Here is a 23,697-nt window from a genome sequence, read left to right as displayed (position 1 = left end):
GCTTGGCCATGTCCGAGCCCCGTCGAAAACGGCTATTTGAGCTGACTGTCCTTACTGCCACGCCGGTTGATGCCGCCACGCGCCCGGACTTGTCCGTCGCGCTCTCTCACGCAATCAATACATAGTTTTACGCCGGGAAGTGCGATGCGCCGTGCCTCGGGGATCGGTTCTTCGCATTCGGCACAATGGGTAAAACTTTCGCCTTGCGGCACAGAACGGGCCTTTAGGCGTGCCAGTTCATCGTTGATCGACGCTTCGATCTGTTCGCTGACCGCGCCGTCTTTCGCCCAACCTCCAGCCATTTGCGTGCCCTCCTTGCTGCTTTACATAGGTAGAGCCCCTCGCCGCTGGCTCAAGTCAGTTCTGCAAAAACCATGTCGATCATCTGCTGGGTACCTTTGCTGAACTCCAGCGGGCATGCATATGGACTGTCGTGAGCAACAGATCGGCCGAAGGCTTCGACCTGCATGACGTAGTGGTTGATACTTGGGAACCGCTGCGTGGTGATGGTGTGCGTATCGGTTTCGAGGTGAAGCTCGGCTTGTGCATGTACCGACGGATTGAAGGGGCAGCTTAGCTTCAACACGCCTTTTTCACCATGGATCACAAATTCCTGGCGTGGAAACATCCGCATCGAGATCGTTGCCGAAAAGTCGAAATCGTCGAATTCGGCGGCAACCTGTGCGAAAACATCCACGCCGTTTTCGTAGGCGGCCTTGGCATGGGTGATCACCCGCGGTTCTTGCCGCGTCACGAACCGGGTGGATCCAAAGGCGTAGATGCCGATATCGCGCAACCCTCCGCCGCCGGCGGCCGCGATGTTACGTATATTTGTCGCGTCGTCGTTGAAAAAAGAGAAGGTCGCGGCCACATGGCGCAGCCGACCCAGAACCCCCGATGCGACAATATCGCGGGCACGGGCCCATTGCGGGTGATGCACGATCATGAATGCTTCGGCAACCAGCAGACCGGAGTTTTCCCTTGCATCGATCAACCTGTCGAAGTCGCTGGCCATCAAAGTTATCGGCTTTTCACACAGAACGTGTTTTCCTGCCTCCAATGCCCTGAGGGTCCATTCTACGTGCAGATGATTGGGCAGCGGGATATAGACTGCGTCAATGTCGTTCGCCGCGAGCAGACTGTCGTAGCTTTCATAAATCTTGATATCCGGCACAAACGCCCCAAAGGCAGCGGCCTTGGTCGGGTTGGAGGTGGCCAACGCACAGAGGGAGGCCCCTTTGGCTGCATGGATGGCAGGCCCCATGTGGTGCAAAGCGAAATTCGCCGCGCCCAGAATACCCCAGCGTAATGGTTTCACCCTCAATCCCCCGTGCCTTCCCGATGATGGACTATTGTCTTTGGGGGCGAGGACTGCAAACGATTTCCCCCGCGGGCGGGGAGCCTGCGCGGGAAGTCGTCGGCGTGGCAGGCCAAGCTCCGTGGCGCGCAAAAAGCCTCAGGACGTCCCGATCATGCCCTTTTCGCGCGCCAGATCCCGCATCCGTTTCTGGAGTTTTTCAAACGCTCGTACTTCAATCTGCCGAATCCGCTCTCGGCTGACGTTGTACTGTGAACTCAGGTCTTCAAGCGTGACGGCTTCATCGGACAGCCGGCGTTGAGTCAAGATATCCTTTTCGCGGTCGTTCAACACATCCAGCGCATCGGCCAGCATTTCACGGCGGGTTTCCAGTTCGTCGCGTTCAGCATAGTCACCGGCCTGATCAGCGTCTTCGTCCTCAAGCCAGTCCTGCCATTGCATGGTACCCTCGCCCTCGGAACCGACGGTGGCATTCAAGGAGGCGTCCCCGCCGGACATCCGGCGGTTCATCGAGATGACTTCGGTTTCGGTAACGCCCAAATCGGTAGCGATACGCGCTACGTTTTCGGGGCGCATATCGCCCTCTTCCAACGCACCGATGCGATTTTTGGCCTTGCGCAGATTGAAAAACAGCTTTTTCTGACCAGAGGTGGTGCCAAGCTTCACCAGGCTCCAAGATCTCAGAATATATTCCTGGATCGACGCACGTATCCACCACATCGCATAAGTCGCGAGCCGAAAGCCCTTTTCAGGATCAAAACGTTTGACGGCCTGCATCAGGCCCACGTTTGCCTCCGAGATCACTTCGGCTTGCGGCAGGCCATAGCCGCGATATCCCATCGCGATTTTGGCGGCCAGACGCAAATGTGACGTCACCATCCGGTGCGCCGCTTCGGTATCCTGTTCTTCGACCCACCGCTTGGCGAGCATGTATTCCTCTTCCGGTTCCAGCAGGGGGAATTTGCGAATTTCCTGCATGTACCGGTTTAATCCGCCTTCCGGTGTCGGTGCGGGCAGATTTGCATAGTTAGCCATTTGTTTGTCCCTTTCCCCGATTTCAGGGGCCCATGTTCATGTTATTGGGCTTAACATTCATATGGATAGCGCCCCTGCTGATTTCAAGTCTAAGGTAAACGCGTTCCGACCGGGTTTGGACTCATATTTTATTAATAAAATGTAATGCTGCATCGTCTTCACAAGACCGTGCGCTAAGGCTGTGTTAGCGCCACCAACCTCAATAATTCGGTCATGTCATCGGGCAGCGGTGCCTCGAACCGCACCCTGGTGCCCGAAACCGGGTGTTCGAAGCCCAGAACGGCGGCGTGAAGCGCTTGTCGTGGAAAGTCCTTTACCGCCTGCGCAGCGAGGTCCGGTAAAGCATTCTTGGCCAACTTGCGCTTGCCACCGTAGGTCGGATCCCCGACCAGGGAATGACCCGCATGAGCCATGTGTACCCGAATCTGGTGAGTTCGTCCTGTTTCGAGCCAGCATTCCATCAATGCCAGAACAGCGGGTGCGCCAAAGCGATCAATGGTACGCGCACGCGTCACTGCATGGCGTCCACCTTGAAACAGCACAGCCTGCCGTTGGCGGTCAGTGCGGTGCCGGGCGAGCTGAGTTGTCAACTTGAGGATGTTTCCGGGCTCGAAGCTGGCACCCCTTACCCCGCGTAGCCGCGGGTCATTGGCATCAGGTACGCCATATACCAACGCTTGATAGTAGCGTTCGACCGTATGCTTTTCGAACTGTTTTGCCAGACCGTGATGGGCCGCATCGGATTTGGCGACGACCAGAAGGCCCGTAGTGTCTTTATCGATCCGGTGCACAATGCCGGGGCGTTTCATCCCCCCCACACCCGACAAATCATCGCCGCAATGCCCCAAAAGCGCATTCACCAAGGTTCCAGACGGGCTGCCCGGTGCCGGATGAACCACCATACCCGCAGGCTTGTTTATCACGATAAGGTCGGCGTCTTCGAACACCACATCAAGCGGGATGGATTCGGCGAGAATGTGGCTGTGTTCGGCCTCCTCGACCTCGACGGTGATCTCTTGGCCACCCTCGATGCGGGCACGGGGGTCGGTAACGACAGTGCCGTCCACCTGAACTGCCCCCTGTTCCAGCAAACGCCCCAGACGGGTGCGTGACAAGTTCGCATCCTCTGGCACATCCCGGGCAAGCGCTTTATCAAGACGGGGCGGCGGCGTGTCCGCAATGGTAAATGTGATACGGCGGTGCGACATGACAGATCCTTCCGAGCCCCCAAACATCAAGTTTCTGCGAAGGCTGGTGACGGTGTTGACCGCCACAATGATTTTCGGCCTTCTAATCGTGATTGGGTTGCTTGTCATCCGGTTCTCAAGCGAGAGCCCCGATTTACCAAAAGCCATCTCCATGCCTGTCGGCGAAAAGGCGTTGGCGTTTACCCAAGGGCCGGACTGGTATGCGGTCGTTACCCAAGACAATCAGATACTGATTTATGATCGGATGACGGGGAAACTTCGGCAGACGGTCAACATCGAATAGTCCGAGCGTATCGAGCCGAAAGCCGATACCCGGACCCGAGGCAGCACGTTTCTGGGGGGGAGTGGTACCACCTCCTGGTCTCGAACCAGGGACCTCCTGATCCACAATCAGGCGCTCTAACCAACTGAGCTAAGGCGGCACTGCGGTCGATCTAGCGCCCATGCAAAAAGATTGCAAGACCCTAAGCAGTCGGTTTTTCATTTCCGCCGGAATTCCGCGGCATTGGCGGGGCCATCGGCGCGCGCACTGACGAACTTGCGTTCTTCGCGGTGCCGCGTTACGGATTTCGCAACACTTCGGAGGGCCTCATGGGTATCGACACTGAACGCGACATTGAAGCAAATTTGCAAATTGGGCCCACGGACAAGGGGATGGTACGGCTTTTCATTGAAGCCGAGGGCGGGATTGAGATACCCATGGATTTCACCCCTGACGAAGCGGTTGAGATCGCGGAAGAGATCATGGCGGCCGCGCATCGTGCCGGCAAGGGTGCAAAAGGCAAACGTTGAAATTGGCGATACCGCCGAAGGGGGCCAGCCCCCGACAGCGCTAAAGCGCTGTCACCCCCGGGATGGTTTCCCATTTGGAAATCAGGCCTGTGTCAATCCATGATGGTGCAACTGTGCGGGTCTTTCAGGACCTGCAAACGACGCGCGGCGTGGGTGGCAAAGAGATGTGTCATCTTTTTGCGCCGCGCTGCGGTCAGACGGGATTCGCAGCCCATGCGCACCAGTTCCGCGCCATACCCGTCCGCGATGATCAGCCCCGTGTCTGCCGGCAGCAAGTCCGTTTCGAAATCAGCATCCACGGCCCAGAAGAACCGGTCGGCCCATTCGAGATAACCCTGCCATTTGCTGTCGGACATGAAGTCGGCTCGGCTCGACTTGCACTCGACGATCCAGATATCACCTTTGGGGCCGAGCGCCATAAGGTCGACCCGCAGGCCGCGCGCGGGGACCAGTTCTTCGACACAGGTGAAGCCCAGCGACATCAGGTGACGTGCGACTCCCCGGGCAAGCAATTGACCGGGGTGTTGCGGTATCGGTGGGTCTGGAGCGTCATAGGCCATGGGGCCCACTATGAACAATACATGAACATCCTGCAACCCGGTAAGGAACCCTTGGTAACGAAGCCGGTAAGCCCTATCTTAGAGCGCACGAATAAAAGGGTGGGTACATATGGCGCGGCTACGTGAAGAACCGGCACATCGGCAGCGCGGTATACGGTATGCCAAGGAGCTGGAGGGTCATCTGGCCTGGCTCGAGACCTTTTCAGGCACAGCTTTGGGCGTACTGGCTGTTGCGTCGGGTATCTATACCTATCTCGGCGTATCATCCCTGCTGGATGACAACGGAGCCATGTCGGCCTTTGCGGCTATCGCCTATTCAGTCGCCGTATCGGTGGGTATATTTGTCTTCTGGTCGTATATGCTGCGCCTTTTTCCGGCAGTGCGCACCGCGCGGGCTCGTGTCGGGTTACTAAGTGCGATGGCTTTGGGGTCGGTCGCGATCATTGCCATGTCCAGTTGGTTGAATGCCGCCGCCCTGGCGGGCTCTGCTGCTGTCGAACAACATTTGGCGGAGACAGTCCAGGATTACCAAGGCTCACTGGAACGTGCCCACGAGATCGCCCTGTCGGCGCAGGGGCTGGAGCGCGATGTGGCCCGGGTCCGGCAAAGTTTCGAGGATTTGAGCGAGCAGGAAGCCACCGGCGGTCTGTCGGGGTTGGCGGGGCGCGGTGCGGTGTTTCGCGTGCTGCGCCAAAAATCGTCAGAACTGGCCGGGTTGGAGGCGCAGATCGCCACACAGACACCTTTGGTTAATTCGGCTTTCGTGGAAGGGAACCAGATATTGAGCCAAATGCGCGCACTCACGGTCGAACCCGGCCCCGTCGAAGCGCGATCGGTCGAGTTTTCCGAACAAGCCGTCAGGTTGGCGGGGTTGATCACCCGTTTGCGGCAGCTTTCTGTCGCCCCTTTGGTAGAGCGGGCCGCGCAGGATCTGTCGGCCTCTGTCGTTTTGCCCGAGCTTGACGGTGGCACGGTGGAATCACGTGGCAGCCAAGCATCCACCATCTCCTCGGTGTTGGAGGTCCTTGCGCAACGGGCTGCCACGCTCGAGAGTGCCGCACAGGATGTACTGGCGATGCCCTCCCCTGCGGAGACCACTTATACGCCGATTTCAAGCGCCGATGCGGTGATAAAATACGCCCGGAATTTCGCGCCGTCATGGGCCGGGGCAATCGCGATTGATCTGTTGCCAGCTGTCCTCGTCTTTATCCTTGCGATCACTCAGGGTGCCATCCGCGAAGGCCGCGAAGGGATCGCCATCGAAGAGACATTGACCCTGGCCGAACTACGGGCGGCGGTTCTTGCAATGCGCGATATGGATACGGCGATGAAGGGCGAACCTGTCGACCCGCCGGATGACATCGTCAAAGAGAATCCTTCGCTTGTCACGCCGCTGAAACACAAATGAATGACTCCACCGATACCCCCAAACGCAACCACGTCGGAAGGGTGCTGGTCGCGGTGCTGTTCTTCCAACTGGGTCTTGCCGGGCTGCTTTTCTGGGATGACATCGCCGACGGGTTGCGGATGCCGGGCCTCAGCCCCCGTGCCCCCGCGCTTGACGACCCTATACGCCCGGGCGACCAGACCCGGCGGTTCCAGCCTGATCGTGCCCGCCCGGGCGGTATCCCCATGCCTGCGTCCCCCCTGCCCGACCGATTGACACTGACCGTGGTCGAAGCCGGCACACGCGTCCTGCTTGAAGGAACCATACAGGCCGGCGATGCCGAACGGATACAGAAACAGCTTTCCGCCCTTGAACCGACGCCCGAGGGTGTTTTTCTCAACTCTCCGGGGGGGTCCGTGCGCGATGCGTTGGTGCTGGGGCGGGCGCTGCGGCAAATGGGGATGACGACCGCATTACGCAGCGGCGATATCTGCTATTCCGCCTGCCCCTATCTTCTGGCCGCCGGCACCAGTCGAACGATCCCCGAAGATGCCTCCGTAGGCGTGCATCAACACTTCTTCGGTGAAAACACGTTGCTGCCGACATTTCTTGCCGTTGAAGATATACAGCGCGGGCAAGGCGAGGTGATGGAGTACCTCGACCAGATGGGAATTGACCCGCTGGTGATGCGACATGCGCTGGCTACTCCATCCGACGAGATATATTTACTGCTACCGGAAGAGCTGGAAAGCTATGGGTTCACCAAAAAACCGTCCTGAGACCAAGATACCCCTTGCAGCGGCACCGTAGCGATCCTACCTGTGGGATGTGACGGGTTCTGCCCTGTTTGTATACGTTACATTCCAGTGGCCTTAAGCAAATCCGAGGGAGCTGGCTCTGTTCGAGCCCTGGTTCGTTTATCTGGCGCCCACCTGTACATACAGGTCCTCGGGAATATAAAACCGAACGGCAGTGGTGGTCCCGTCACACACAAGCTGTAAAGCGCGGGTTACCAGGCTCAGCTTACAAGGCTCAGGGCAGTGTAAGCCACGCGAAGGGTCACTGACCGAATAGGTGATACTGCTCTAAAACGCTTCTGGCCGTGCCTCGCGGGCCATGTGATCGAGAACGGCATTCACGAACTTCGGCTCCTCGCTGCCTTCAAAGAAGGCGCGTGCCACGTCTACGTATTCGGTAATGATTACCTTTGGCGGCGTTCCTTGGTCACGCAGTTCGGCCCCGGCGGCGCGAAACAGGGCTCTCAAGGTTGGATCAATCCGGGCGATCGGCCACTTCGCGACCAGCGCTCGGTCGGTCATCTGGTCAATCGCCGCTTGGTAGGTCACCGCTGTTTCAAGCACATGGGCAAAAAGGCGGATATCACCATCGATCATTTCCTGACCGTCATAGGTGGCACCGAAGCGATGCTCAAGAAATTCGTGCCGCACGGTATCAAAGCTTTGCGAGGAATGCTCCATCTGGAACAACGCCTGCACCGCGTAAAGCCTCGAGGCTGATTTCATCTTGCGTTTTTGATTGCCCGAAAGGCCGTCAGAGGATGTCATGCTGTCTTGGGTCCGTCATTGTCGCCCGCCATCAGATATTCATCCGAGCGCGGCTTGAAACCGATGTCTTTGCGAATGTCGCCCCACTTACGGCTGAGCGCGATAAGATGCAAGGCCGCAGCCGCGGCACCGCCCCCCTTGTTTTGCCCTGACGGATCGGCCCGTACCGCGGCTTGGTCGTGGTTCTCCACGGTCAGGATACCGTTTCCGATACACAGACCCTGCAACCCCATCAACTGCAAGGCACGGCTGCTGTCATTGCACACGGTATCGTAATGGGTGGTTTCACCGCGAATGACGCATCCGAGTGCGACATATCCATCAAAATTGCTTTTGCGATCGGATATGCCAATGGCAGTCGGTATCTCAAGTGCACCGGGCATTTCGACAACTTCCCATTCGGCACCCGCCGCCTCGATTTCGGCCTTGGCTCCCGCCAGCAGCCCTGCAGCGATGTCGGAATAATAAGGCGAAACCACGATCAACAGCTTCGCGGGTTTGTCAAATTTAGGTGTAGCCAATGTGGTGTGATTTCCAGCAGCCATTGTTTTCACTCCGTAGAAATGGGGCGCGTGCCCACGATGCTCAGGCTATAGGCGTCCAGCCCAAGATAGCGCGTGTCGGGATTATCGGTCAGCAGTATCAGCTCGTGCAACCCCATCGACGCCATGATCTGGGACCCCAGCCCTGTGCGTTTGACGGTACGTGGCCGGTCGTCCTCTTCATTCTCAAAGCGCAAGCGCGGCTCGGGATCGCGAAATAACAATACGGCCCCGCGCCCTTCCTGCGCGATGATGTGCATGGCGCGCGGCAGTTCATCGGCTGGGCTCGGTCCCAGACCGAGAATATCTTCCAGCGCATTTATCGCATGGGTACGCACCAGCACCGGCTCGGATGTGGTCAGATCTCCCTTCGAGAGAACGACGTGATCCGTACCGCTGATCTCGTCGGTGAAAATCTGCATCTTCCATTCGCCGCCATAAGCCGAATGCACAGTACGGCTGTCGCGTTCAACCAGCAGGTTGTCATGCTTGTGGCGATAGGCAATCAGATCGCTGATGGTTCCGATCTTCATCTCGTGCTGCTCGGAGAACGCCACCAGGTCGGGCAGACGCGCCATGGTGCCATCGTCTTTCATGATCTCGCAAATCACCCCCGACGGATGCAACCCAGCCAGTCGCGAAATATCCACCGCCGCTTCGGTATGCCCTGCCCGCACCAATACTCCGCCATCGCGGGCCCGCAGCGGAAACACATGGCCGGGGGTCGCAATATCAGCCGCCCCCATGTCCTCGTTTATCGCCACCTTGACGGTCAGCGCCCGGTCGGCGGCAGATATGCCGGTGGTCACCCCTTCGCGCGCCTCGATCGACACGGTAAATGCAGTCTCGTGACGCGCGGAGTTATTCACCGCCATCATCGGCAGCCCCAGGCTGTCCACCCGGTCCTGCGTCATTGGCAGGCAAATCAGACCGCGCCCATGCGTCGCCATAAAGTTGATCGCCTGTGCATCGGCAAATTGCGCCGGTATCACCAGATCACCCTCGTTCTCACGGTCCTCATGATCGACCAGAATGAACATCCGGCCCTGCCGCGCTTCCTCGATGATCTCCTCGATGGGCGCGATAGCTGCAGACAGTTCTGCTTCAACGGGTCCCGGTGTCTCAAACTGCATGGGCGTTACCTCAATCCTTGCCTAGACTGGCACATAACCCACCGCAGCCGCGTTTGCCAGAGCAGGGTCACCCCCGCCTCATTTTCATTTTGCCAATTAAACTCATTTACACGCCGTCAACCTTGCCGGTCCGCTGCTGTTAGGCTCCGAAATATCGCGAAGCCTCCAGATATCCGGCCGCCTGCGCAGCCGCCACCCAATCGCGTTCCAGCCCGGTATCTCCGACAATCAACACCTGATCTCCGACCAGCTTGCGCCGTTGCACCATGTCCCCCAGATGGTCGCGCATCTGCGACCAGCTTGCGGTAAATCGCGGTGCCGCATCGACATGATCCAAGACAGGGTTCGCCGAATGCACGGCGGCGGCGCTCAGCGGAAGATGCACCAGAGCCAGCTTTTGAGCGTTCTCCACAGCCCCCAGAATGTCAGCCTCGCGCACCGGGATCCGCGGCGCATCCGCCCGCATCACCTTCAGGGCATTTGACGAAAACAGCAGTGCCAGAATATCGCGTCCCGTCGCTTGCCGGATCGCTGCATAAGCCTTGTAATCCAACCCCAGCTCCCGGGCGCGTGCAACGCGCATCTTTACCACCATCAAAGGTATCGTCCTGGGCATTGCGGCCTCGCGCGCCTTTTGCCACTGGAACGCCCGCCATTTCTGTCCTCGCTCCAGGCTGGGACCCTTGTTGTGCCCGATGCCCGCGATCATGACATATCCGCCAGCCGCGCCACGTACCGGGCCAGCGTGTCGATCTCGAGGTTGATCCGATCACCCACGGCCACGCCCCCCCATGTGGTCACCTCCTTGGTATGTGGAATGAAGTTGATGCCAAAATCACAGCCATCGACTTCGTTCACGGTCAGTGAGGTCCCGTTCAGGGCAACTGACCCCTTCGGCGCAATGAAACGCGCCAGCGCCTTGGGCGCACGTAACGTCACGCGGGTACTGTCGCCTTCGTCATGCGCCGCTATCACCTCGGCCACCCCGTCTACATGGCCCGACACGATGTGCCCGCCCAATTCGTCGCCGACCTTCAAGGCTCTCTCCAGGTTCAGACGCCGGCCCGGTTTCCAGTCTCCAATATTGGTCTTGGTCACCGTCTCCGCGCTGATCTGAACTTCGTACCAATCCGCCCCAAGATCCACGACGGTCAGGCAGACCCCGTCGCTGGCGATGGACGCCCCCATGTCGATTCCATCGGTATCGTACCCGGTTTCGATACGCGCCCGCAGATCGCCCTGCTGTTCCAGCAAAGTGATCTTGCCAATGTCCGTAATAATACCTGTAAACATGCGCGCGCCTCTTCTATAGATCCCCTACCGAAGTAGCCCTCAGCAATCGTCATGACAAGACCGCGCCGTCGCCTCATTCCCGCCCGCATCCCGTTGCTATCTAGCCGCATCCATTCCAAAGACGAAAGATTGCAATGACCGCCGCCGCACCCAAAGACCGGGTATTCTTGTTCCTTCAGGGGCCTCACGGCCCCTTCTTCAACCGGCTGGGCAAGATGCTGCGGCTGGCGGGGGCAGATGTCTGGCGAGTGGGGTTCAATGCCGGCGATCGGGCCTTTTGGTTCCATCCACGCAGCTATATCCCGTTCCGGGGTGCTGCCGACGAATGGAAAGACACCTTTGTCGCGCTGCTCGCCGACAAGGGTGTCACTGATATCGTGCTTTATGGTGACACGCGCCCGATCCACGCCCAGGCAGTGGCCGAGGCCAAGGCACGAGGCCTGACCGTGCACGTTTTCGAGGAAGGCTATATGCGCCCGTACTGGGTGACCTACGAACGTGACGGTTCCAACGGCAACTCCCGTTTGATGGACATGACCATCAAGCATATGCAGATCGCATTGGCGAATTCCGATATGGAAGCCCCGCTTCCACCCGGCCATTGGGGCGACATGCGCCACCATGTCTTCTACGGGGCGCTCTATCACTGGTTCATACTTTTCCGGAACGGGGATTACCGTAATTTTCGCCCCCACCGCAGCATTCCCGTGACCAAGGAATTCCAGCTTTACGTCAAGCGTTTGCTGCTCATGCCGTTCCTGTCACTGGACCGTCTGATCGCAACCTTACGCATTCGCCTGGGGGGGTTTCCCTATCACCTCGCGCTGCTTCAGCTTGAACATGACAGTTCGTTCCAAGAACATTCCCCCTTCGAGACAATGGCCGACTTTCTGACTGTCGTTCTCGAAGGGTTTGCCAAAGGCGCACCGCGCCATCACCATCTGGTCGTGAAGGCACACCCGCTTGAGGATGGCCGTGTCCCCGTGCGCCATGTTATCAGGCAGCTGGCGCGCGAGCTTGGCGTGGCTGATCGTGTCCATTACGTGCGCGGCGGCAAACTGGCGCAATTGTTGAATGACGCGCGCACGGCGGTCACGGTCAATTCCACCGCCGGCCAACAGGTTTTGTGGCGCGGCATACCGCTCAAGGTGTTCGGTGATGCGGTCTATGCAAAACCCGAGTTTGTCTCGGACCAGCCCATCAGCGATTTCTTTGCTGCCGCTGCGCGGCCGGACAACAAGGCATACAAGGACTACAGGCGCTATCTGCTTGAAACGTCGCAGATCCCAGGGGGGTTTTATGCGGCACGGGCCCGCACCCAGCTGATGCGTCAGGTGGTCGATATGATGCTGGCGAGCGAAGACCCGTATGATGCTCTGGAAACCGGAACCGCGGCACCTCGGCAACAGTTACATGTCGTCACCTAGTGCAAATCCCCTCAGACAGTAGATTTTTGTTCAGGACTAAGATAGCCTTGACGTAATTACGCCGAATAAACTGGCGAATGTGAGGCAGAACAATATCAGGTCGAGGAGACCGGGCAGTGAAATCCGTACCTTTCCGGTGGGCACGTCCCATCGTTCTATTGACGGCGGTCGCCGTGTTATCTTCATGTGGCTTGCCAAAAGTAGGGCCGAACAAACGCGAGATTTACGCAGGCTCTGTCCAACGGGAGGGCGACGCTTTCATCGTGGCGGTCAATGACCGTGTGACACGCGCGACAGCGGTGACCCCCGCGCTCGGATTCAGCCAGGCGTTCATCAATGCCGGTCAAATCGGGTCTGACACGATCAACCCCGGCGATACGCTGGGCCTGACGATCTGGGAAAACGTCGATGACGGGCTGTTGGCCGCGCAGGGCATAAACGCCACCACGCTTGAGGAAGTCCAGGTCGATGGCTCGGGCTTCATCTTTGTGCCCTATGCCGGACGTATCAGAGCAGCCGGGAATTCACCCGAAGCCATACGCAGGATCATCACGCAGCGCTTGTCCGAACAGACGCCCGACCCTCAGGTGCAGGTACGTCGGCTGGCGGGTGACGGCGCGACAGTGTCCTTGATCGGGTCGGTAGGGGCGCAAGGCGTCTATGCCATCGAACGGCCTACGCGCACGTTGTCTACCATGCTGGCACGGGCCGGTGGCGTGTCAATCGTGCCCGAAATTACCCAGATCACAGTTTTACGCGGTGGACAGACCGGCCAGATCTGGTTCGAAGATCTTTACAATCATCCAGAGCTCGACATTGCGCTGCGCGGGGGTGATCGCATTCTGGTCGAAGAAGACAAACGTTCGTTTGTGGCTTTGGGTGCGACCGGTGCACAGCGAAAGGTCCCGTTCGAGACGCAAAATCTGTCCGCGCTTGAAGGGATCGCCCAAGTCGGTGGTCTGAACGCAGGTACGGCCGACCCTACCGGCGTATTCGTGTTCCGCAACGAGCCTCAGGCCGTCGCGGAACAGGTTCTGGGCCGCACCGATCTGCAAGGTGCACAGCGCATGGTGTATGTCCTCGACCTGACCAAACCCAATGGCATGTTCATGGCGCGGGATTTCGTTATCCGCGACAGAGATACCATATACGTGACCGAAGCCCCCTTCACCCAATGGAGCAAGGTGATCTCTTCGATCACCGGGTCGGCCAACTCGGTAAACGGCCTGTCGTCGTTGGTCAGAAAAAATTGATCTAACAGATGGCTGAAGGGCCTTACCCGTGCTTTCTCCCTGCCGCCGGTTCCGAACAGGACCGGCGGCTTTTTGTGTTTAATGGAGGGTTTGTAACACAGCGCCGCGTACGCCGGATTCTGCAACTGTCAGGCTATTCTCTCCATCTGGGACTGCCCGGACCAGGTGATGCCGTCGCTGTCTGGGGTAACGCGAAAACGGCGCATCGTGGCATCGCCATCGCGGACAAGCGCAGGGTACCGCTGGTATGGGTCGAAGACGCCATGCTGCGATCCTTGTTCCCTGGCAGAGCCGGAGAGCCCCCGGTCGGGCTGTTGGTGGACCATCGCGGGAACCACTTTGATCCGGCCCAGCCTTCGGACCTTGAACAGTTGCTGTCAAAGCATCCGCTGGATGACACGGAGCTGCTGAACAGCGCGCGCGGCGCCATCGCGCGGATGATCGAGGCGCATTTGACCAAATACAACGGCTTCGACCCCCTTCATCCTGCGCCGGCCCCCGGTTACGTGTTGGTGATCGACCAGACTCGTGGCGATGCCTCGGTGACCGCGTCGGGTGCGGACCGTGCGCGGTTTCTGGAGATGCTGGTCTACGCCCAACAGGAAAACCCTGGCGCGCGGATCATCATAAAAACCCACCCCGAAACCGCAAAAGGCTATCGGCAGGGGTACTTTGGCCCGCAAGACACCAATGAACATATCTCGTTGCTGACCGATGCCGTCAGCCCGTGGCGGTTGTTCGAAGGAGCGGTTGGCGTCTATACGGTGTCCTCTCAGATGGGGTTCGAAGCGATTTTCGCAGGCCACAAACCACGCGTCTTTGGCCAACCGTTTTACGCAGGATGGGGCTTGACCGAGGATGAATTTCCCCTGCAACGGCGGCAGCGCACACTGACCCGCGCACAGATTTTCGCCGCGGCGATGATCCTTTACCCCAAGTGGTATAACCCGCACCGCGATCAGCTGTGCGACCTGAATACCGCGATAGACATCATGGACGCTCAAAGTCGGGCATGGCGCGAAGACCACGGCGGATGGGTCGCGTCCGGGATGCGGCTATGGAAACGCCGCCCCTTGCAGCGATTTTTCGGAAAATGGACCCCGGTCACCTTTTCGCGCGATACCGCCACAGCAGCGGCTGCCGCAGCGACCAGTGATAAACGGGTGATGGTCTGGGCAGGAAAGGCAACCCCCGATCAAGCGAACATCTGGCGCGTGGAGGATGGATTTCTGCGCTCACGCGGGTTGGGGGCGGACCTGATCCCGCCGTTGTCGCTGGTCTGCGATGATCTGGGTATCTATTACGACCCACGCCGCGCCAGTCGCCTTGAAGCGTGGATCGATCAGCGGTCGAAGCTGCGGCCTGACCAGATGCAGCGCGCCACGCGGCTGATCGCTGCACTGCGCGAAAAAGGCCTGAGCAAATACAATCTTGGTGGCTCTGCCAAATGGTCCGACCTTCCGGAGGGTCGGCGCATTTTGGTACCTGGACAGGTAGAAGATGACGCATCCATCAAATCAGGCACGACGGGAGTATCCACCAACCTGGGCCTGTTGCAAGCCGCCCGGGCAGCCAACCCCGATGCGGTGATCCTGTATAAACCCCACCCGGACGTCGAAGCCGGTTTGCGGCAAGGCGACATCGAAGCGGAAGGTATCGCGGATCGCATATTGCGCCAAGCCGATCCCGCGGCCCTGCTGCCATATGTCGACGAAGTCTGGACGATGACCTCACTTCTGGGGTTCGAGGCGCTGTTGCGCGGGGTCAAGGTCGTCACCCTTGGTGCACCGTTCTACGCCGGGTGGGGTTTGACGGAGGACAGGGGCGATGTGCCCGCGCGACGTCACGCCAATATCACGCTGGAAGGGTTGGTTCATGCTGTTCTGATAGATTATCCGCGCTATTTCGACCCTCTCAACGGACTGGCCTGCCCGGTTGAGGTCGTGCTGGACCGTTTGGAAACAGGCACGGGCCTGCGCGCGGGTCTGGCGAACCGGTTGCTGGCAAAGGGTCAGGGGGTTTTTGCCAGTCAGGCGCATCTGTGGCGCTAGAGCGAGCGATTGATCCGGGGGCCAGCCCCCGGCCCCCCGGGATTTGCAGCCATTTGGAACAAGACCTAGCGACGCGACCAGATCTGGACAGTATCGGCACCTGTCTGCGCTATACTGTCCAAGGTGAAGCGCGGTGCGTTTGACAGGCGGTTCACGTGCAGGGGGGCGATACCGGGGAGTCCGTCGGCCCCGATGGTGACGCCAGCAGTAAAGCCGATCAACCGGTCGACGAGGTCAAATTTCAACAGGGAAGCGGCGATTTGGCCGCCACCCTCGCAGAAGATGCGGGTCAGGCCGCAGGCGCCCAGTTTTTGCATCATGTCAACAGGATCGACGTAACCCTGCCGCGCGTCACATGACAGCAGCGTTGCCCCCCTGTCCTGCCAGTCGCGAATGTGGTTTTTCGGCGCTTCGGGACCGTGGCACAGGATCAACGGGATGTCTGCGGCAGTTTGCGCGAGCCTGGAGTCCAAGGGGATATCGAGGCCGTTGGAAATGACAATGCGCGTGGGCTGACGGTCGATGCCGAGGTCGCGCACGGTCAGACTGGGGTCATCCTGGCGCACGGTTCCGCCACCGACCATTACCGCGTCGTGGCGGCTTCGCAGGCCGTGCACCATACGTCGGGCCGTGGCACCGGTGATCCACTGGCTCTCGCCCGATGCGGTGGCGATACGACCGTCGACGCTGGTGGCCAGCTTGAGGGTCAGCATCGGGCGGCCGTCGTTGATGCGCAGGAAAAATCCCGCGTGGTCGGCGCGGGCTTCAGCTTCGAGCAGGCCGGTTTCGACGCATATACCGGCCGCTTTGAGCATTTCCACGCCACGGCCGCTGACGCGCGGGTCGCTGTCGGTACAGGCGATGACAACACGGGCCACCCCTGCATTGATCAAAGCTTGAGCGCAGGGTGGGGTTTTACCGGTGTGGGCGCAGGGTTCCAGGGTGACGTAGGCCACCGCCCCATAAGCCGCCGCACCCGCCTGGGACAGCGCATGGGTTTCTGCGTGAGGCCTGCCGCCGGGTTGGGTCCAGCCACGACCGACCACGCGGTTGTTGTTGACGATCACGCATCCCACAGCCGGGTTTGGCCAAACACTGCCCTGCCCGCGTCGGCCCAACGACAGGGCCAACGCCATATAGCGGGCGTCTTGTGACATGTTATTCTTCCGTGGGGGTATCGGGCCGCAGTTCCTGAACGAACTTGTCGAAATCATCCGCGGCCTGGAAGTTCTTGTACACGCTGGCGAACCGCACATATGCGACGGTGTCGATACGCGCCAAGGCTTCCATCACGATCTCGCCGATCTGTTTTGACCCTATATCAGTTTCGCCCATGCTTTCGAGACGACGCACGATCCCGCTGATCATCTGGTCGATGCGTTCGGGGTCAATTGGCCGTTTCTGCATGGAAATGCGGATCGAGCGTTCGAGCTTGTCGCGGTCGAAGTCTTCTCGTTTGCCGGAGGTCTTGATCACCACAAGATCGCGCAGCTGCACGCGTTCGTAGGTGGTGAAGCGGCCGCCGCATGCCGGGCAAAAGCGACGGCGCCGGATGGATACGTGATCCTCTGCCGGGCGGCTGTCTTTTACTTGTGTGTCGATATTTCCGCAAAACGGGCAGCGCATGGCCGGTCCCCTTTATTATCTGATCTGCCTCACTTGTGGGGCACATCGCCCTCTTGTCTATAACTATAGGGCCTATGCGAGGTTTTGGGTAGAGGCGAAATGCACAGCTAGATGTTGTAGGGCAACCGGGTCACCTGAACCATCTTCCCTGCCACGCGTTTACCCTGCGTAGTTCAAGACAGATAGGGTATCCCATGAGCAAGACGTTATTCATCACCGGCGCATCCAGCGGCATTGGTGCGGCGACCGCCCGCGCTGCGGCACACACAGGTTGGAACGTGGGCCTTTTCGCACGCAGCCGGGCAAAGCTTGACGAATTGGCCGCCGAGATTGGCGAACAGGCCATGGTGCTGACCGGCGATGCCACGGTTTATGAAGATCAACGCGACGCAATCGAAAGGCTGGTTAACCGGTTCGGCCAATTGGATGCGGTGTTTGCCAATGCAGGCAAAGGCACGTCGAAAAGCGGGACTGAGAACGGCAACCCCGAAGAGTGGAAAGCGATGGTCGATCTGAACATAATGGGGGCGCTCTATACGGCGCATCTTGCGATGCCCTATCTGCGTAAGACAACCGGACAATATATCGTAACCGGGTCCGCCGCCGGGCGCAGGCATATCAAAGGGTCGATATACGGCGCGACAAAATTCTTTATCCACGGGTTTGCCGGCAACCTAGCCGATGAGATGGCCGAGTGGGGCGGGCGGTGCATGGTCGTTTCCCCCGGCATGGTAAACACGCCGTTCTTTGACGAAGAAAAACCGGACAAGCTGCACCCCGACGATGTCGCCGCCGCGGTCATGCACGCACTTGACGCCCCCGCGCGTGCCGCAATACGCGAGATTCATCTTATGCCTACCGGCTGACCAATCAAGCGAAATGGGCCGCGACGCGCCGGGTATGAGGCGCGTCGCGGTGTTCGAAGAGATAGATGCCCTGCCATTGGCCCAGCATCATCTGGCCCGCCCTGACAGGAATACCGAGGCTAACCGGCAAAACCGCCGCCTTGATATGGGCGGGCATATCATCCGGCCCTTCGGCAGTGTGACGCAGGAAAGCCATGGACGGATCCGTTGATGGTGGTACACGGCGCTGAAAAAAGGCCAACAAGTCCCTTTGCACGTCGGGGTCGGCGTTCTCTTGGATCAAAAGTGATGCGGATGTATGCTGCACCATCAAGGTCAGCAACCCATCACGCTGGCCTGCCAGCCACCGCCTGATGTCGTCGGTGAATTCGTACAGGCCCTGCCCCTGCGTGAATACTTTGAAATCTGTGATCATGAACCAGTCATCGGGCTAAACTTCGCCCTTCTTTGGCGGCTAGCGAATTGGCAAAGTAACGTCGGGACAGAACGCCAGCGCGTGGCTGATGGTCATCGCCGACCCTCGCCGGGTCAAGGATCCTCCGACGATGAAAACATTGGACGGCGTCAGACTGGCCGGGTTCAGCGTAAAACCTACAGCGCTCGAGCGACCCAAACCCTTTGCGAGCGGCTCACTCACATAGAGTTTCTGGCTTCGCCGTGCATCAAGCCGGTTCACCGCATAATCCGCGGCCGCACACCACGTTCCCCGGGCCCCCCGTCCGGTATTTCCGGTTATCTGTACGCCGTCGGGCAGTGGCGCGAATTCAAGACTGCCATCGGATATGTAGTTGCTCGCGCTCGAAGGACCGGCGGCCAACATGGCGATAAGCGCAAATGTGGTGCAGCGAATCATGATCAACCCTCGTGTTAAAAGATATGTGTCGGAATTATATAATCCTGACAGAACTGAACAGCATGGCCTACCGGCAGGCTAAGGCCCGGTTGGTTAACGGATATCGAGTATGATTTAGAGGGGGCCACCAACAGGTCTGAGCGATTCAATGTGAATACGACGCTGGTGCGCCCTAACCCGCTGACGGATCGCCCCCGAGAGGATTTGACGTAGAGTTCTGCCGGACCTCCTGCGCCCAACCGGTCGCGGGCGTAACTTGCAGCGGCGCACCAGATCCCCCGTGGACCTTCGCCGTAATTTTCGATCACTTCGAAATCCCCGGCGGCCGTCAACGGCACAACTTTGAGCCGATTTATCGCAGTGTAGGGTTGTGCCACAGCAGCAAGAGGCAGAACCACCAGCACTGCCGAAACCAATATACGTCGCATCGGGTGCTCCTGAACAGATTGATACCATGAGATAAGGATGGTTTCACCGTTCGCAAAATCACAGCTTTGTCATTGTCCCGACCGGACAACGTTCCGCGACCCGGTTCTGCGGCCGGCCGAGAAGCATCGCAGTGCGATCGAATGCGTAGGTTTTGCCGCATTGCGACAACCATCCGGTCGAATGCAAAAGGGCTGGAACGCAAAGGGGCGGATGCCAAAACATCCGCCCCTTCTTCTACAGCAATCGTTGACCGTTTACTGATCCAGGAACGACCGCAACTTGCGCGAACGACTTGGATGCTTGAGCTTACGCAGCGCTTTTGCCTCGATCTGGCGAATACGTTCACGCGTAACACTGAACTGCTGGCCAACTTCTTCCAAAGTATGGTCGGTATTCATGCCAATGCCAAACCGCATCCGCAAAACACGTTCCTCGCGCGGGGTAAGCGATGCCAGCACCCGTGTCGTCGTTTCCTTGAGGTTTTCCTGAATGGCGCTGTCCAAGGGCAGCACGGCATTCTTGTCCTCGATGAAATCACCGAGCTGGCTGTCCTCTTCGTCGCCGATGGGTGTTTCCAGCGAAATCGGTTCCTTGGCGATCTTCATCACCTTGCGAACCTTTTCCAAAGGCATTTGCAGCTTTTCGGCCAGTTCCTCCGGCGTCGGCTCGCGGCCGATCTCGTGCAGCATCTGACGACCGGTACGGACCAGTTTATTGATCGTTTCGATCATGTGCACAGGAATACGGATGGTACGCGCCTGATCCGCGATCGACCGCGTGATCGCTTGCCTGATCCACCATGTCGCATAGGTCGAAAACTTGTAGCCGCGACGGTATTCAAACTTGTCGACGGCCTTCATCAGGCCGATGTTGCCTTCCTGGATAAGATCAAGGAACTGCAAACCGCGGTTGGTGTATTTTTTGGCGATCGAGATGACCAAACGCAGGTTCGCCTCGACCATTTCCTTCTTGGCCTGACGGGCCTCTTTTTCGCCCTTCTGAACCTGCTGCACGATGCGACGGAATTCGGAAATATCCAAACCAACATATTGCCCGACCTGCGCCATATCCGAGCGCAGCTCGTCCACCTTGTCGGCCGAGCGTTCGATGAACATCTGCCAGCCACGGCCGGACTTCTCGGCCATACGCTCCATCCAGTTCGGATCAAGCTCGTAACCGCGATAGTTGTCTACGAATTCCTTACGGTTAATCCGTGCCTGGTCAGCCAATTTCACCATCGCAGAGTCAATCTGCATGATACGGCGGTTGATACCATAAAGCTGGTCGATCAACGCTTCGATACGGTTGTTGTGCAGGTGCAGTTCATTCACCAACAACACAATTTCCGACCGCACACGCTGATATTCTTCTTCGTCGGCCTTTGAAAAAGTACCGTCTTCGTTCAAGGTTGCCGATATGCGGCTATCCTGGATTTGGCTCAGCTTGACGTAATCATCAGCGATGATGTCAAGCGCCTCAAGAACCTGTGGTTTAAGTGCGGCTTCCATGGCGGCCAACGACATGTTGGCCTGTTCATCATCATCCTCATCATCGTCGTCATTGGAAATCGGATTGCCGTCGGCATCCACTTCGTTTGACGATTCAGTCGGCTTCGTCTCGAGCCCGACAGCGGGTACGACGGGCGTTGAATCCTCTTCTTCGCCCATCTGCGTGCCAAAGGTCGCTTCAAGGTCGATAACGTCACGCAACAAGATGTCTTCGGACAAAAGCTCGTCGCGCCAGATGGTAATCGCCTGAAAGGTCAGCGGGCTTTCGCAAAGCCCTGCGATCATCGTATTGCGCCCTGCTTCGATCCGCTTGGCAATCGCGATCTCGCCCTCGCGGCTCAGCAGTTCAACCGACCCCATCTCGCGCAGGTACATCCGCACGGGGTCATCCGTCCGGTCAAGCTTTTCGGACGTGCCCGTCGACAACGCAACGTCGCGGTTACTGTCCGTGGTGGTCAGATCTGTACCACCCTTGGCTTCTTCATCCTCGGCGTCTTCATCCTCGATGACGTTGATGCCCATTTCCGAAAGCATCGACATGACATCTTCAATCTGCTCCGAACTGACTTGATCGGGTGGCAGCACAGTATTGAGCTGATCGTAGGTGATGTAACCTTTTTCACGCGCGTCGCCGATCATCTTCTTGACGGCGGCTTGGCTCATATCAAGCGAATGGCCGGCGTCTTGGTCGTCAGACTTCGTGTCTTCGTTGGCATCTTTGGCGGCCATGAATTTCCTCCAGCGAATGGGCGCGAATCACCTACGGCGATTCGATTCCATAGAATCATGCGGGGTTCTGGGTGATTCTTAAACCCGTTACCCTGTATTTTGTTAAACATCCCGGCGAAAAAGCCACGCTGGGTTCATTTTTCATCTTTGGCGGGTCTTCCGCGAATTGTACCGATCAGTGCATCCAGTGCACTTCGCTCCTCTCGGCTGATATGCGCGCCGTTTTCTCCGATATCATATTCGGCTGTATCTTCTTGCCCGCTGCGTTGCGCGCGGTCTGCGTTGCGCGCGGCTTCGCTCAGCCGCCATGTCAAACCCTCGTCAGCACCACCCGTCAAATCCTCCATCGCATCGGCGATCTCGGCGTCCAGCCCCCTCGCAGCTTCCAGCTTGGCAATTTCTTCCGCTACCGTCATGCGCGTGATCTCAAGATTGCCGGGGCTGCGAATGCATGGTGTAATGGCAACGTGGCGCTGCGCGAGCATGTTTTCAAGGGTCACTGCACCCAGTGCGTCGTATATTTTTTCACGCAACGCGTCAGGTGATATATGTGAATGGCGGATCATCAAATCACGAATCCTGCGGTGGTCTGCATTCTGGCAACGCATCGTCGCCAGCCCGGTTTCGAATTCCTCTACCAGTTGCGGGCAGCACAGCAGCGCACATAGAATGACCGCTTCGCGTAAATGCTCTGTCGCGCCGTCGCCCGCAGCGGTTCCAAGCATCGACGATTTAGCCCCCGGCGAGGGTCCCATGGGGGCCGCGCTCCAGCGTCCCTGCCCGCTGCCGCCAACGGATCGTGGCACCGGTGCAAAGCTGCCCGGCTTCCTTTGTGGTCGGAACAACTGCCACCGCAGGTCCTTGATCTCTTGCCCATAATGGCTGCGGATCGACGGGTCTTTAATCATCATGATTTTTTCGCGCAGCGACTTGTCAAGCGCGGCCTTGCGTTCGGGACTGTCAAAAACCCGACCTTCGGTTTCTCGCTGCCACAGCAGGCGGACCATAGGGATCGCATTGTCCAACAGATCCTGCAGCGCCGGGGCTCCCTGGGCCCGTAGCAGGTCATCAGGGTCCAGCCCGTCCGGCATCACCGCAAAGCGCAGGGAACGCCCCGCCTCAAGCAAGGGCAATGCCAGATCAACCAGGCGTAACGCCGCGCGCTGACCCGCGGCATCGCCGTCCAATGTGATGATCGGCTCGGGTGCGATGCGCCACAACATCTGTAATTGGTTTTCGGTTATCGCTGTCCCCAATGGGGCCACCGCCGCGCCAAACCCCGCCTGTACCAAAGCGATGACATCCATATACCCTTCCGCAACCACCAAGGGCTTGCCCTGCCCGGCGGCGGCCCGGGCGTCCTTCACGTTGTAAAGGCTTCTCCCCTTGTCAAAAAGCTCGGTTTCCGGAGAGTTCAGGTATTTCGCGGGGTCATCCGGGTCCATTGCCCGCCCGCCAAACGCGATCGCGCGTCCCCTTGCATCGCGGATAGGATACATGATCCGCCCGCGGAACGTATCATAAGCGCGCCCGCCCTTGGTCGAAGGCTTGGCAAGCCCCGCACCGAAAATCAACGCATCCTCGACGTCTTTCGCCTTCAGATGGTCCCATAACCCCTGCCATTGATTGGGGGCAAAGCCGATTTCCCACCGCTCCAGCGCGTCGGCGGTCAATCCGCGTTTCGCCAGATAATCCCGCGCGCCACCAGCCGGTGCCGTGCGCAGTTGCAGCCGGAAGTACTGCACTGCCAGCTCCATCACCTCGGTCAACTGACCACGCTTGTCAGCTTTTTGTTGTGCCCGGGGATCCTGCCGCGGCACCGGCATTCCCGCTTCGCGGGCCAAGATCTCGACCGCCTCCATAAAACTCACATTTTCGGTTTCACGCACGAACGAGATAGCATCGCCTTTGGCATGGCAGCCAAAACAATAATAAAAGCCCTTGCGATCATCCACGTGGAAACTGGCGGATTTCTCCTGATGAAACGGGCAAGGTGCCCACATGTCGCCTTTACCCTGGTTGGACTTGTGTGGATCCCACATGACCTTGCGCCCCACCACCTGTGAAAGGCTGGCGCGGCTGCGCAATTCATCCAAAAATCCAGGGGGCAGGCTCATAGCTG

At 58.6% G+C, this 23,697-nt stretch carries 25 protein-coding genes, 1 tRNA gene and 1 other RNA gene; 9 read left to right on the top strand and 18 right to left on the bottom strand.

Features of this window, described 5'->3' with window-relative positions; genetic code table 11:
- Positions 1-32: 32 nt before the first annotated feature.
- From AC13DE_RS16960 to AC13DE_RS16945, 4 genes are all read right to left on the bottom strand, one after another.
- On the bottom strand, positions 33-302 hold the full coding sequence (locus tag AC13DE_RS16960; RefSeq protein WP_446295137.1) for a DksA/TraR family C4-type zinc finger protein: 270 nt from the start codon (positions 300-302) through the stop codon (positions 33-35).
- A gap of 50 nt (positions 303-352) precedes the next feature.
- Complete coding sequence (locus AC13DE_RS16955) at positions 353-1,318, bottom strand: Gfo/Idh/MocA family protein (protein WP_483048496.1); 966 nt, start codon at positions 1,316-1,318, stop codon at positions 353-355.
- Between the two features lie 138 nt (positions 1,319-1,456).
- Positions 1,457-2,353: an RNA polymerase sigma factor RpoH gene (rpoH, locus tag AC13DE_RS16950; protein ID WP_446306133.1), complete on the bottom strand. Its 897-nt coding sequence runs from the start codon at positions 2,351-2,353 to the stop codon at positions 1,457-1,459.
- Positions 2,354-2,526: 173 nt separating this feature from the next.
- Positions 2,527-3,561, bottom strand: coding sequence for an RluA family pseudouridine synthase (locus tag AC13DE_RS16945; RefSeq protein WP_483048495.1), 1,035 nt, complete (start codon positions 3,559-3,561; stop codon positions 2,527-2,529).
- On the opposite strand from AC13DE_RS16945, the gene AC13DE_RS16940 reads away from it, so the two are divergent.
- Positions 3,560-3,844 carry a DUF6476 family protein gene (locus tag AC13DE_RS16940; RefSeq protein WP_446296181.1) on the top strand — a complete coding sequence of 95 codons (285 nt, stop codon included), beginning with the start codon at positions 3,560-3,562 and terminating at the stop codon, positions 3,842-3,844. The genes AC13DE_RS16945 and AC13DE_RS16940 overlap by 2 nt on opposite strands.
- A 62-nt stretch (positions 3,845-3,906) precedes the next feature.
- Here AC13DE_RS16940 and AC13DE_RS16935 read toward each other — a convergent pair.
- Positions 3,907-3,983, bottom strand: a tRNA-His gene (locus AC13DE_RS16935).
- A 169-nt stretch (positions 3,984-4,152) separates the two neighbouring features.
- Between AC13DE_RS16935 and AC13DE_RS16930 the strand changes: the two genes are divergently transcribed.
- Positions 4,153-4,353: a DUF6324 family protein gene (locus AC13DE_RS16930; RefSeq protein ID WP_446296179.1), complete on the top strand. Its 201-nt coding sequence runs from the start codon at positions 4,153-4,155 to the stop codon at positions 4,351-4,353.
- A 92-nt stretch (positions 4,354-4,445) separates the two neighbouring features.
- On the opposite strand, the gene AC13DE_RS16925 is transcribed toward AC13DE_RS16930, so the two are convergent.
- Positions 4,446-4,913 carry an MmcB family DNA repair protein gene (locus tag AC13DE_RS16925; protein ID WP_483048494.1) on the bottom strand — a complete coding sequence of 156 codons (468 nt, stop codon included), beginning with the start codon at positions 4,911-4,913 and terminating at the stop codon, positions 4,446-4,448.
- A gap of 109 nt (positions 4,914-5,022) precedes the next feature.
- Here AC13DE_RS16925 and AC13DE_RS16920 point away from each other — a divergent pair, with 109 nt between their 5' ends.
- From AC13DE_RS16920 to ssrS, 3 genes are all read left to right on the top strand, one after another.
- A complete protein-coding gene (locus tag AC13DE_RS16920; protein ID WP_446313827.1) occupies positions 5,023-6,321 on the top strand; it encodes a hypothetical protein in 1,299 nt (432 codons plus the stop codon).
- On the top strand, positions 6,318-7,079 hold the full coding sequence (locus AC13DE_RS16915) for a COG3904 family protein (RefSeq protein ID WP_446313826.1): 762 nt from the start codon (positions 6,318-6,320) through the stop codon (positions 7,077-7,079). The genes AC13DE_RS16920 and AC13DE_RS16915 overlap by 4 nt, the downstream gene beginning before the upstream one ends.
- Before the next feature lie 53 nt (positions 7,080-7,132).
- Positions 7,133-7,286, top strand: a non-coding RNA gene (gene ssrS / locus AC13DE_RS16910) — 6S RNA.
- Positions 7,287-7,385: 99 nt separating this feature from the next.
- Here the strand turns inward: ssrS and nusB are convergent.
- The 5 genes from nusB to AC13DE_RS16885 all read right to left on the bottom strand — a co-directional run bounded on the left by nusB (position 7,386) and on the right by AC13DE_RS16885 (position 10,833).
- Entirely contained in the window at positions 7,386-7,865 is a 480-nt protein-coding gene (gene nusB, locus AC13DE_RS16905) for a transcription antitermination factor NusB (RefSeq protein WP_483048493.1), read from the bottom strand.
- Positions 7,862-8,410: a 6,7-dimethyl-8-ribityllumazine synthase gene (locus AC13DE_RS16900; RefSeq protein WP_446296170.1), complete on the bottom strand. Its 549-nt coding sequence runs from the start codon at positions 8,408-8,410 to the stop codon at positions 7,862-7,864. Before AC13DE_RS16900 ends, nusB begins: the two co-directional genes overlap by 4 nt.
- Positions 8,411-8,415: 5 nt before the next feature.
- Entirely contained in the window at positions 8,416-9,540 is a 1,125-nt protein-coding gene (gene ribB / locus AC13DE_RS16895; protein WP_483048492.1) for a 3,4-dihydroxy-2-butanone-4-phosphate synthase, read from the bottom strand.
- Positions 9,541-9,679: 139 nt separating this feature from the next.
- Positions 9,680-10,249 carry a hypothetical protein gene (locus AC13DE_RS16890; RefSeq protein WP_446312948.1) on the bottom strand — a complete coding sequence of 190 codons (570 nt, stop codon included), beginning with the start codon at positions 10,247-10,249 and terminating at the stop codon, positions 9,680-9,682.
- Positions 10,246-10,833, bottom strand: coding sequence for a riboflavin synthase (locus AC13DE_RS16885; protein WP_446312949.1), 588 nt, complete (start codon positions 10,831-10,833; stop codon positions 10,246-10,248). Before AC13DE_RS16885 ends, AC13DE_RS16890 begins: the two co-directional genes overlap by 4 nt.
- Positions 10,834-10,967: 134 nt before the next feature.
- On the opposite strand from AC13DE_RS16885, the gene AC13DE_RS16880 reads away from it, so the two are divergent.
- The 3 genes from AC13DE_RS16880 (at position 10,968) to AC13DE_RS16870 (ending at position 15,564) form a co-directional block, all read left to right on the top strand.
- A complete protein-coding gene (locus AC13DE_RS16880) occupies positions 10,968-12,260 on the top strand; it encodes a capsule biosynthesis protein (protein WP_446296164.1) in 1,293 nt (430 codons plus the stop codon).
- A gap of 116 nt (positions 12,261-12,376) precedes the next feature.
- Positions 12,377-13,513, top strand: coding sequence for a polysaccharide biosynthesis/export family protein (locus tag AC13DE_RS16875; RefSeq protein WP_446312951.1), 1,137 nt, complete (start codon positions 12,377-12,379; stop codon positions 13,511-13,513).
- Between the two features lie 8 nt (positions 13,514-13,521).
- Positions 13,522-15,564: a capsular polysaccharide biosynthesis protein gene (locus AC13DE_RS16870; protein ID WP_483048491.1), complete on the top strand. Its 2,043-nt coding sequence runs from the start codon at positions 13,522-13,524 to the stop codon at positions 15,562-15,564.
- Between the two features lie 65 nt (positions 15,565-15,629).
- On the opposite strand, the gene ribD is transcribed toward AC13DE_RS16870, so the two are convergent.
- Together ribD and nrdR are read right to left on the bottom strand one after the other, a co-directional pair.
- On the bottom strand, positions 15,630-16,721 hold the full coding sequence (ribD, locus tag AC13DE_RS16865) for a bifunctional diaminohydroxyphosphoribosylaminopyrimidine deaminase/5-amino-6-(5-phosphoribosylamino)uracil reductase RibD (protein WP_483048490.1): 1,092 nt from the start codon (positions 16,719-16,721) through the stop codon (positions 15,630-15,632).
- Position 16,722: 1 nt separating this feature from the next.
- Entirely contained in the window at positions 16,723-17,190 is a 468-nt protein-coding gene (gene nrdR / locus AC13DE_RS16860; RefSeq protein WP_446296155.1) for a transcriptional regulator NrdR, read from the bottom strand.
- 194 nt (positions 17,191-17,384) lie between these two features.
- Here nrdR and AC13DE_RS16855 point away from each other — a divergent pair, with 194 nt between their 5' ends.
- A complete protein-coding gene (locus AC13DE_RS16855) occupies positions 17,385-18,056 on the top strand; it encodes an SDR family oxidoreductase (protein WP_483048489.1) in 672 nt (223 codons plus the stop codon).
- 4 nt (positions 18,057-18,060) lie between these two features.
- On the opposite strand, the gene AC13DE_RS16850 is transcribed toward AC13DE_RS16855, so the two are convergent.
- The 5 genes from AC13DE_RS16850 to dnaG all read right to left on the bottom strand — a co-directional run bounded on the left by AC13DE_RS16850 (position 18,061) and on the right by dnaG (position 23,692).
- Positions 18,061-18,471: a secondary thiamine-phosphate synthase enzyme YjbQ gene (locus tag AC13DE_RS16850; RefSeq protein ID WP_446296151.1), complete on the bottom strand. Its 411-nt coding sequence runs from the start codon at positions 18,469-18,471 to the stop codon at positions 18,061-18,063.
- A 39-nt stretch (positions 18,472-18,510) separates the two neighbouring features.
- Positions 18,511-18,909 carry a hypothetical protein gene (locus tag AC13DE_RS16845; RefSeq protein WP_483048488.1) on the bottom strand — a complete coding sequence of 133 codons (399 nt, stop codon included), beginning with the start codon at positions 18,907-18,909 and terminating at the stop codon, positions 18,511-18,513.
- 14 nt (positions 18,910-18,923) lie between these two features.
- Positions 18,924-19,337 (bottom strand): hypothetical protein, encoded by a 414-nt coding sequence (locus AC13DE_RS16840; RefSeq protein ID WP_483048487.1) that lies wholly within the window; start codon positions 19,335-19,337, stop codon positions 18,924-18,926.
- Positions 19,338-19,592: 255 nt separating this feature from the next.
- Complete coding sequence (rpoD, locus tag AC13DE_RS16835; protein WP_446295407.1) at positions 19,593-21,575, bottom strand: RNA polymerase sigma factor RpoD; 1,983 nt, start codon at positions 21,573-21,575, stop codon at positions 19,593-19,595.
- A 134-nt stretch (positions 21,576-21,709) separates the two neighbouring features.
- Complete coding sequence (gene dnaG, locus AC13DE_RS16830) at positions 21,710-23,692, bottom strand: DNA primase (RefSeq protein ID WP_483048486.1); 1,983 nt, start codon at positions 23,690-23,692, stop codon at positions 21,710-21,712.
- Positions 23,693-23,697: the final 5 nt, after the last annotated feature.

Source organism: Sulfitobacter sp. L-8 (genome assembly GCF_056859255.1).
The sequence above is the reverse complement of the archived record's forward strand: the minus strand, read 5'-3'. Positions and strand labels throughout refer to the sequence as shown.

What these genes read in the sequence shown, in the direction of transcription:
- AC13DE_RS16960 (WP_446295137.1), bottom strand. Translation starts at nt 302, where the DNA reads ATGGCTGGAGGTTGGGCGAAAGACGGCGCGGTCAGCGAACAGATCGAA.
- rpoH (WP_446306133.1), bottom strand. Translation starts at nt 2,353, where the DNA reads ATGGCTAACTATGCAAATCTGCCCGCACCGACACCGGAAGGCGGATTA.
- AC13DE_RS16940 (WP_446296181.1), top strand. Translation starts at nt 3,560, where the DNA reads ATGACAGATCCTTCCGAGCCCCCAAACATCAAGTTTCTGCGAAGGCTG.
- AC13DE_RS16945 (WP_483048495.1), bottom strand. Translation starts at nt 3,561, where the DNA reads ATGTCGCACCGCCGTATCACATTTACCATTGCGGACACGCCGCCGCCC.
- AC13DE_RS16930 (WP_446296179.1), top strand. Translation starts at nt 4,153, where the DNA reads ATGGGTATCGACACTGAACGCGACATTGAAGCAAATTTGCAAATTGGG.
- AC13DE_RS16925 (WP_483048494.1), bottom strand. Translation starts at nt 4,913, where the DNA reads ATGGCCTATGACGCTCCAGACCCACCGATACCGCAACACCCCGGTCAA.
- AC13DE_RS16920 (WP_446313827.1), top strand. Translation starts at nt 5,023, where the DNA reads ATGGCGCGGCTACGTGAAGAACCGGCACATCGGCAGCGCGGTATACGG.
- AC13DE_RS16915 (WP_446313826.1), top strand. Translation starts at nt 6,318, where the DNA reads ATGAATGACTCCACCGATACCCCCAAACGCAACCACGTCGGAAGGGTG.
- nusB (WP_483048493.1), bottom strand. Translation starts at nt 7,865, where the DNA reads ATGACATCCTCTGACGGCCTTTCGGGCAATCAAAAACGCAAGATGAAA.
- AC13DE_RS16900 (WP_446296170.1), bottom strand. Translation starts at nt 8,410, where the DNA reads ATGGCTGCTGGAAATCACACCACATTGGCTACACCTAAATTTGACAAA.
- ribB (WP_483048492.1), bottom strand. Translation starts at nt 9,540, where the DNA reads ATGCAGTTTGAGACACCGGGACCCGTTGAAGCAGAACTGTCTGCAGCT.
- AC13DE_RS16890 (WP_446312948.1), bottom strand. Translation starts at nt 10,249, where the DNA reads ATGATCGCGGGCATCGGGCACAACAAGGGTCCCAGCCTGGAGCGAGGA.
- AC13DE_RS16885 (WP_446312949.1), bottom strand. Translation starts at nt 10,833, where the DNA reads ATGTTTACAGGTATTATTACGGACATTGGCAAGATCACTTTGCTGGAA.
- AC13DE_RS16880 (WP_446296164.1), top strand. Translation starts at nt 10,968, where the DNA reads ATGACCGCCGCCGCACCCAAAGACCGGGTATTCTTGTTCCTTCAGGGG.
- AC13DE_RS16870 (WP_483048491.1), top strand. Translation starts at nt 13,522, where the DNA reads ATGGCTGAAGGGCCTTACCCGTGCTTTCTCCCTGCCGCCGGTTCCGAA.
- ribD (WP_483048490.1), bottom strand. Translation starts at nt 16,721, where the DNA reads ATGTCACAAGACGCCCGCTATATGGCGTTGGCCCTGTCGTTGGGCCGA.
- nrdR (WP_446296155.1), bottom strand. Translation starts at nt 17,190, where the DNA reads ATGCGCTGCCCGTTTTGCGGAAATATCGACACACAAGTAAAAGACAGC.
- AC13DE_RS16855 (WP_483048489.1), top strand. Translation starts at nt 17,385, where the DNA reads ATGAGCAAGACGTTATTCATCACCGGCGCATCCAGCGGCATTGGTGCG.
- AC13DE_RS16850 (WP_446296151.1), bottom strand. Translation starts at nt 18,471, where the DNA reads ATGATCACAGATTTCAAAGTATTCACGCAGGGGCAGGGCCTGTACGAA.
- AC13DE_RS16845 (WP_483048488.1), bottom strand. Translation starts at nt 18,909, where the DNA reads ATGATTCGCTGCACCACATTTGCGCTTATCGCCATGTTGGCCGCCGGT.
- AC13DE_RS16840 (WP_483048487.1), bottom strand. Translation starts at nt 19,337, where the DNA reads ATGCGACGTATATTGGTTTCGGCAGTGCTGGTGGTTCTGCCTCTTGCT.
- rpoD (WP_446295407.1), bottom strand. Translation starts at nt 21,575, where the DNA reads ATGGCCGCCAAAGATGCCAACGAAGACACGAAGTCTGACGACCAAGAC.
- dnaG (WP_483048486.1), bottom strand. Translation starts at nt 23,692, where the DNA reads ATGAGCCTGCCCCCTGGATTTTTGGATGAATTGCGCAGCCGCGCCAGC.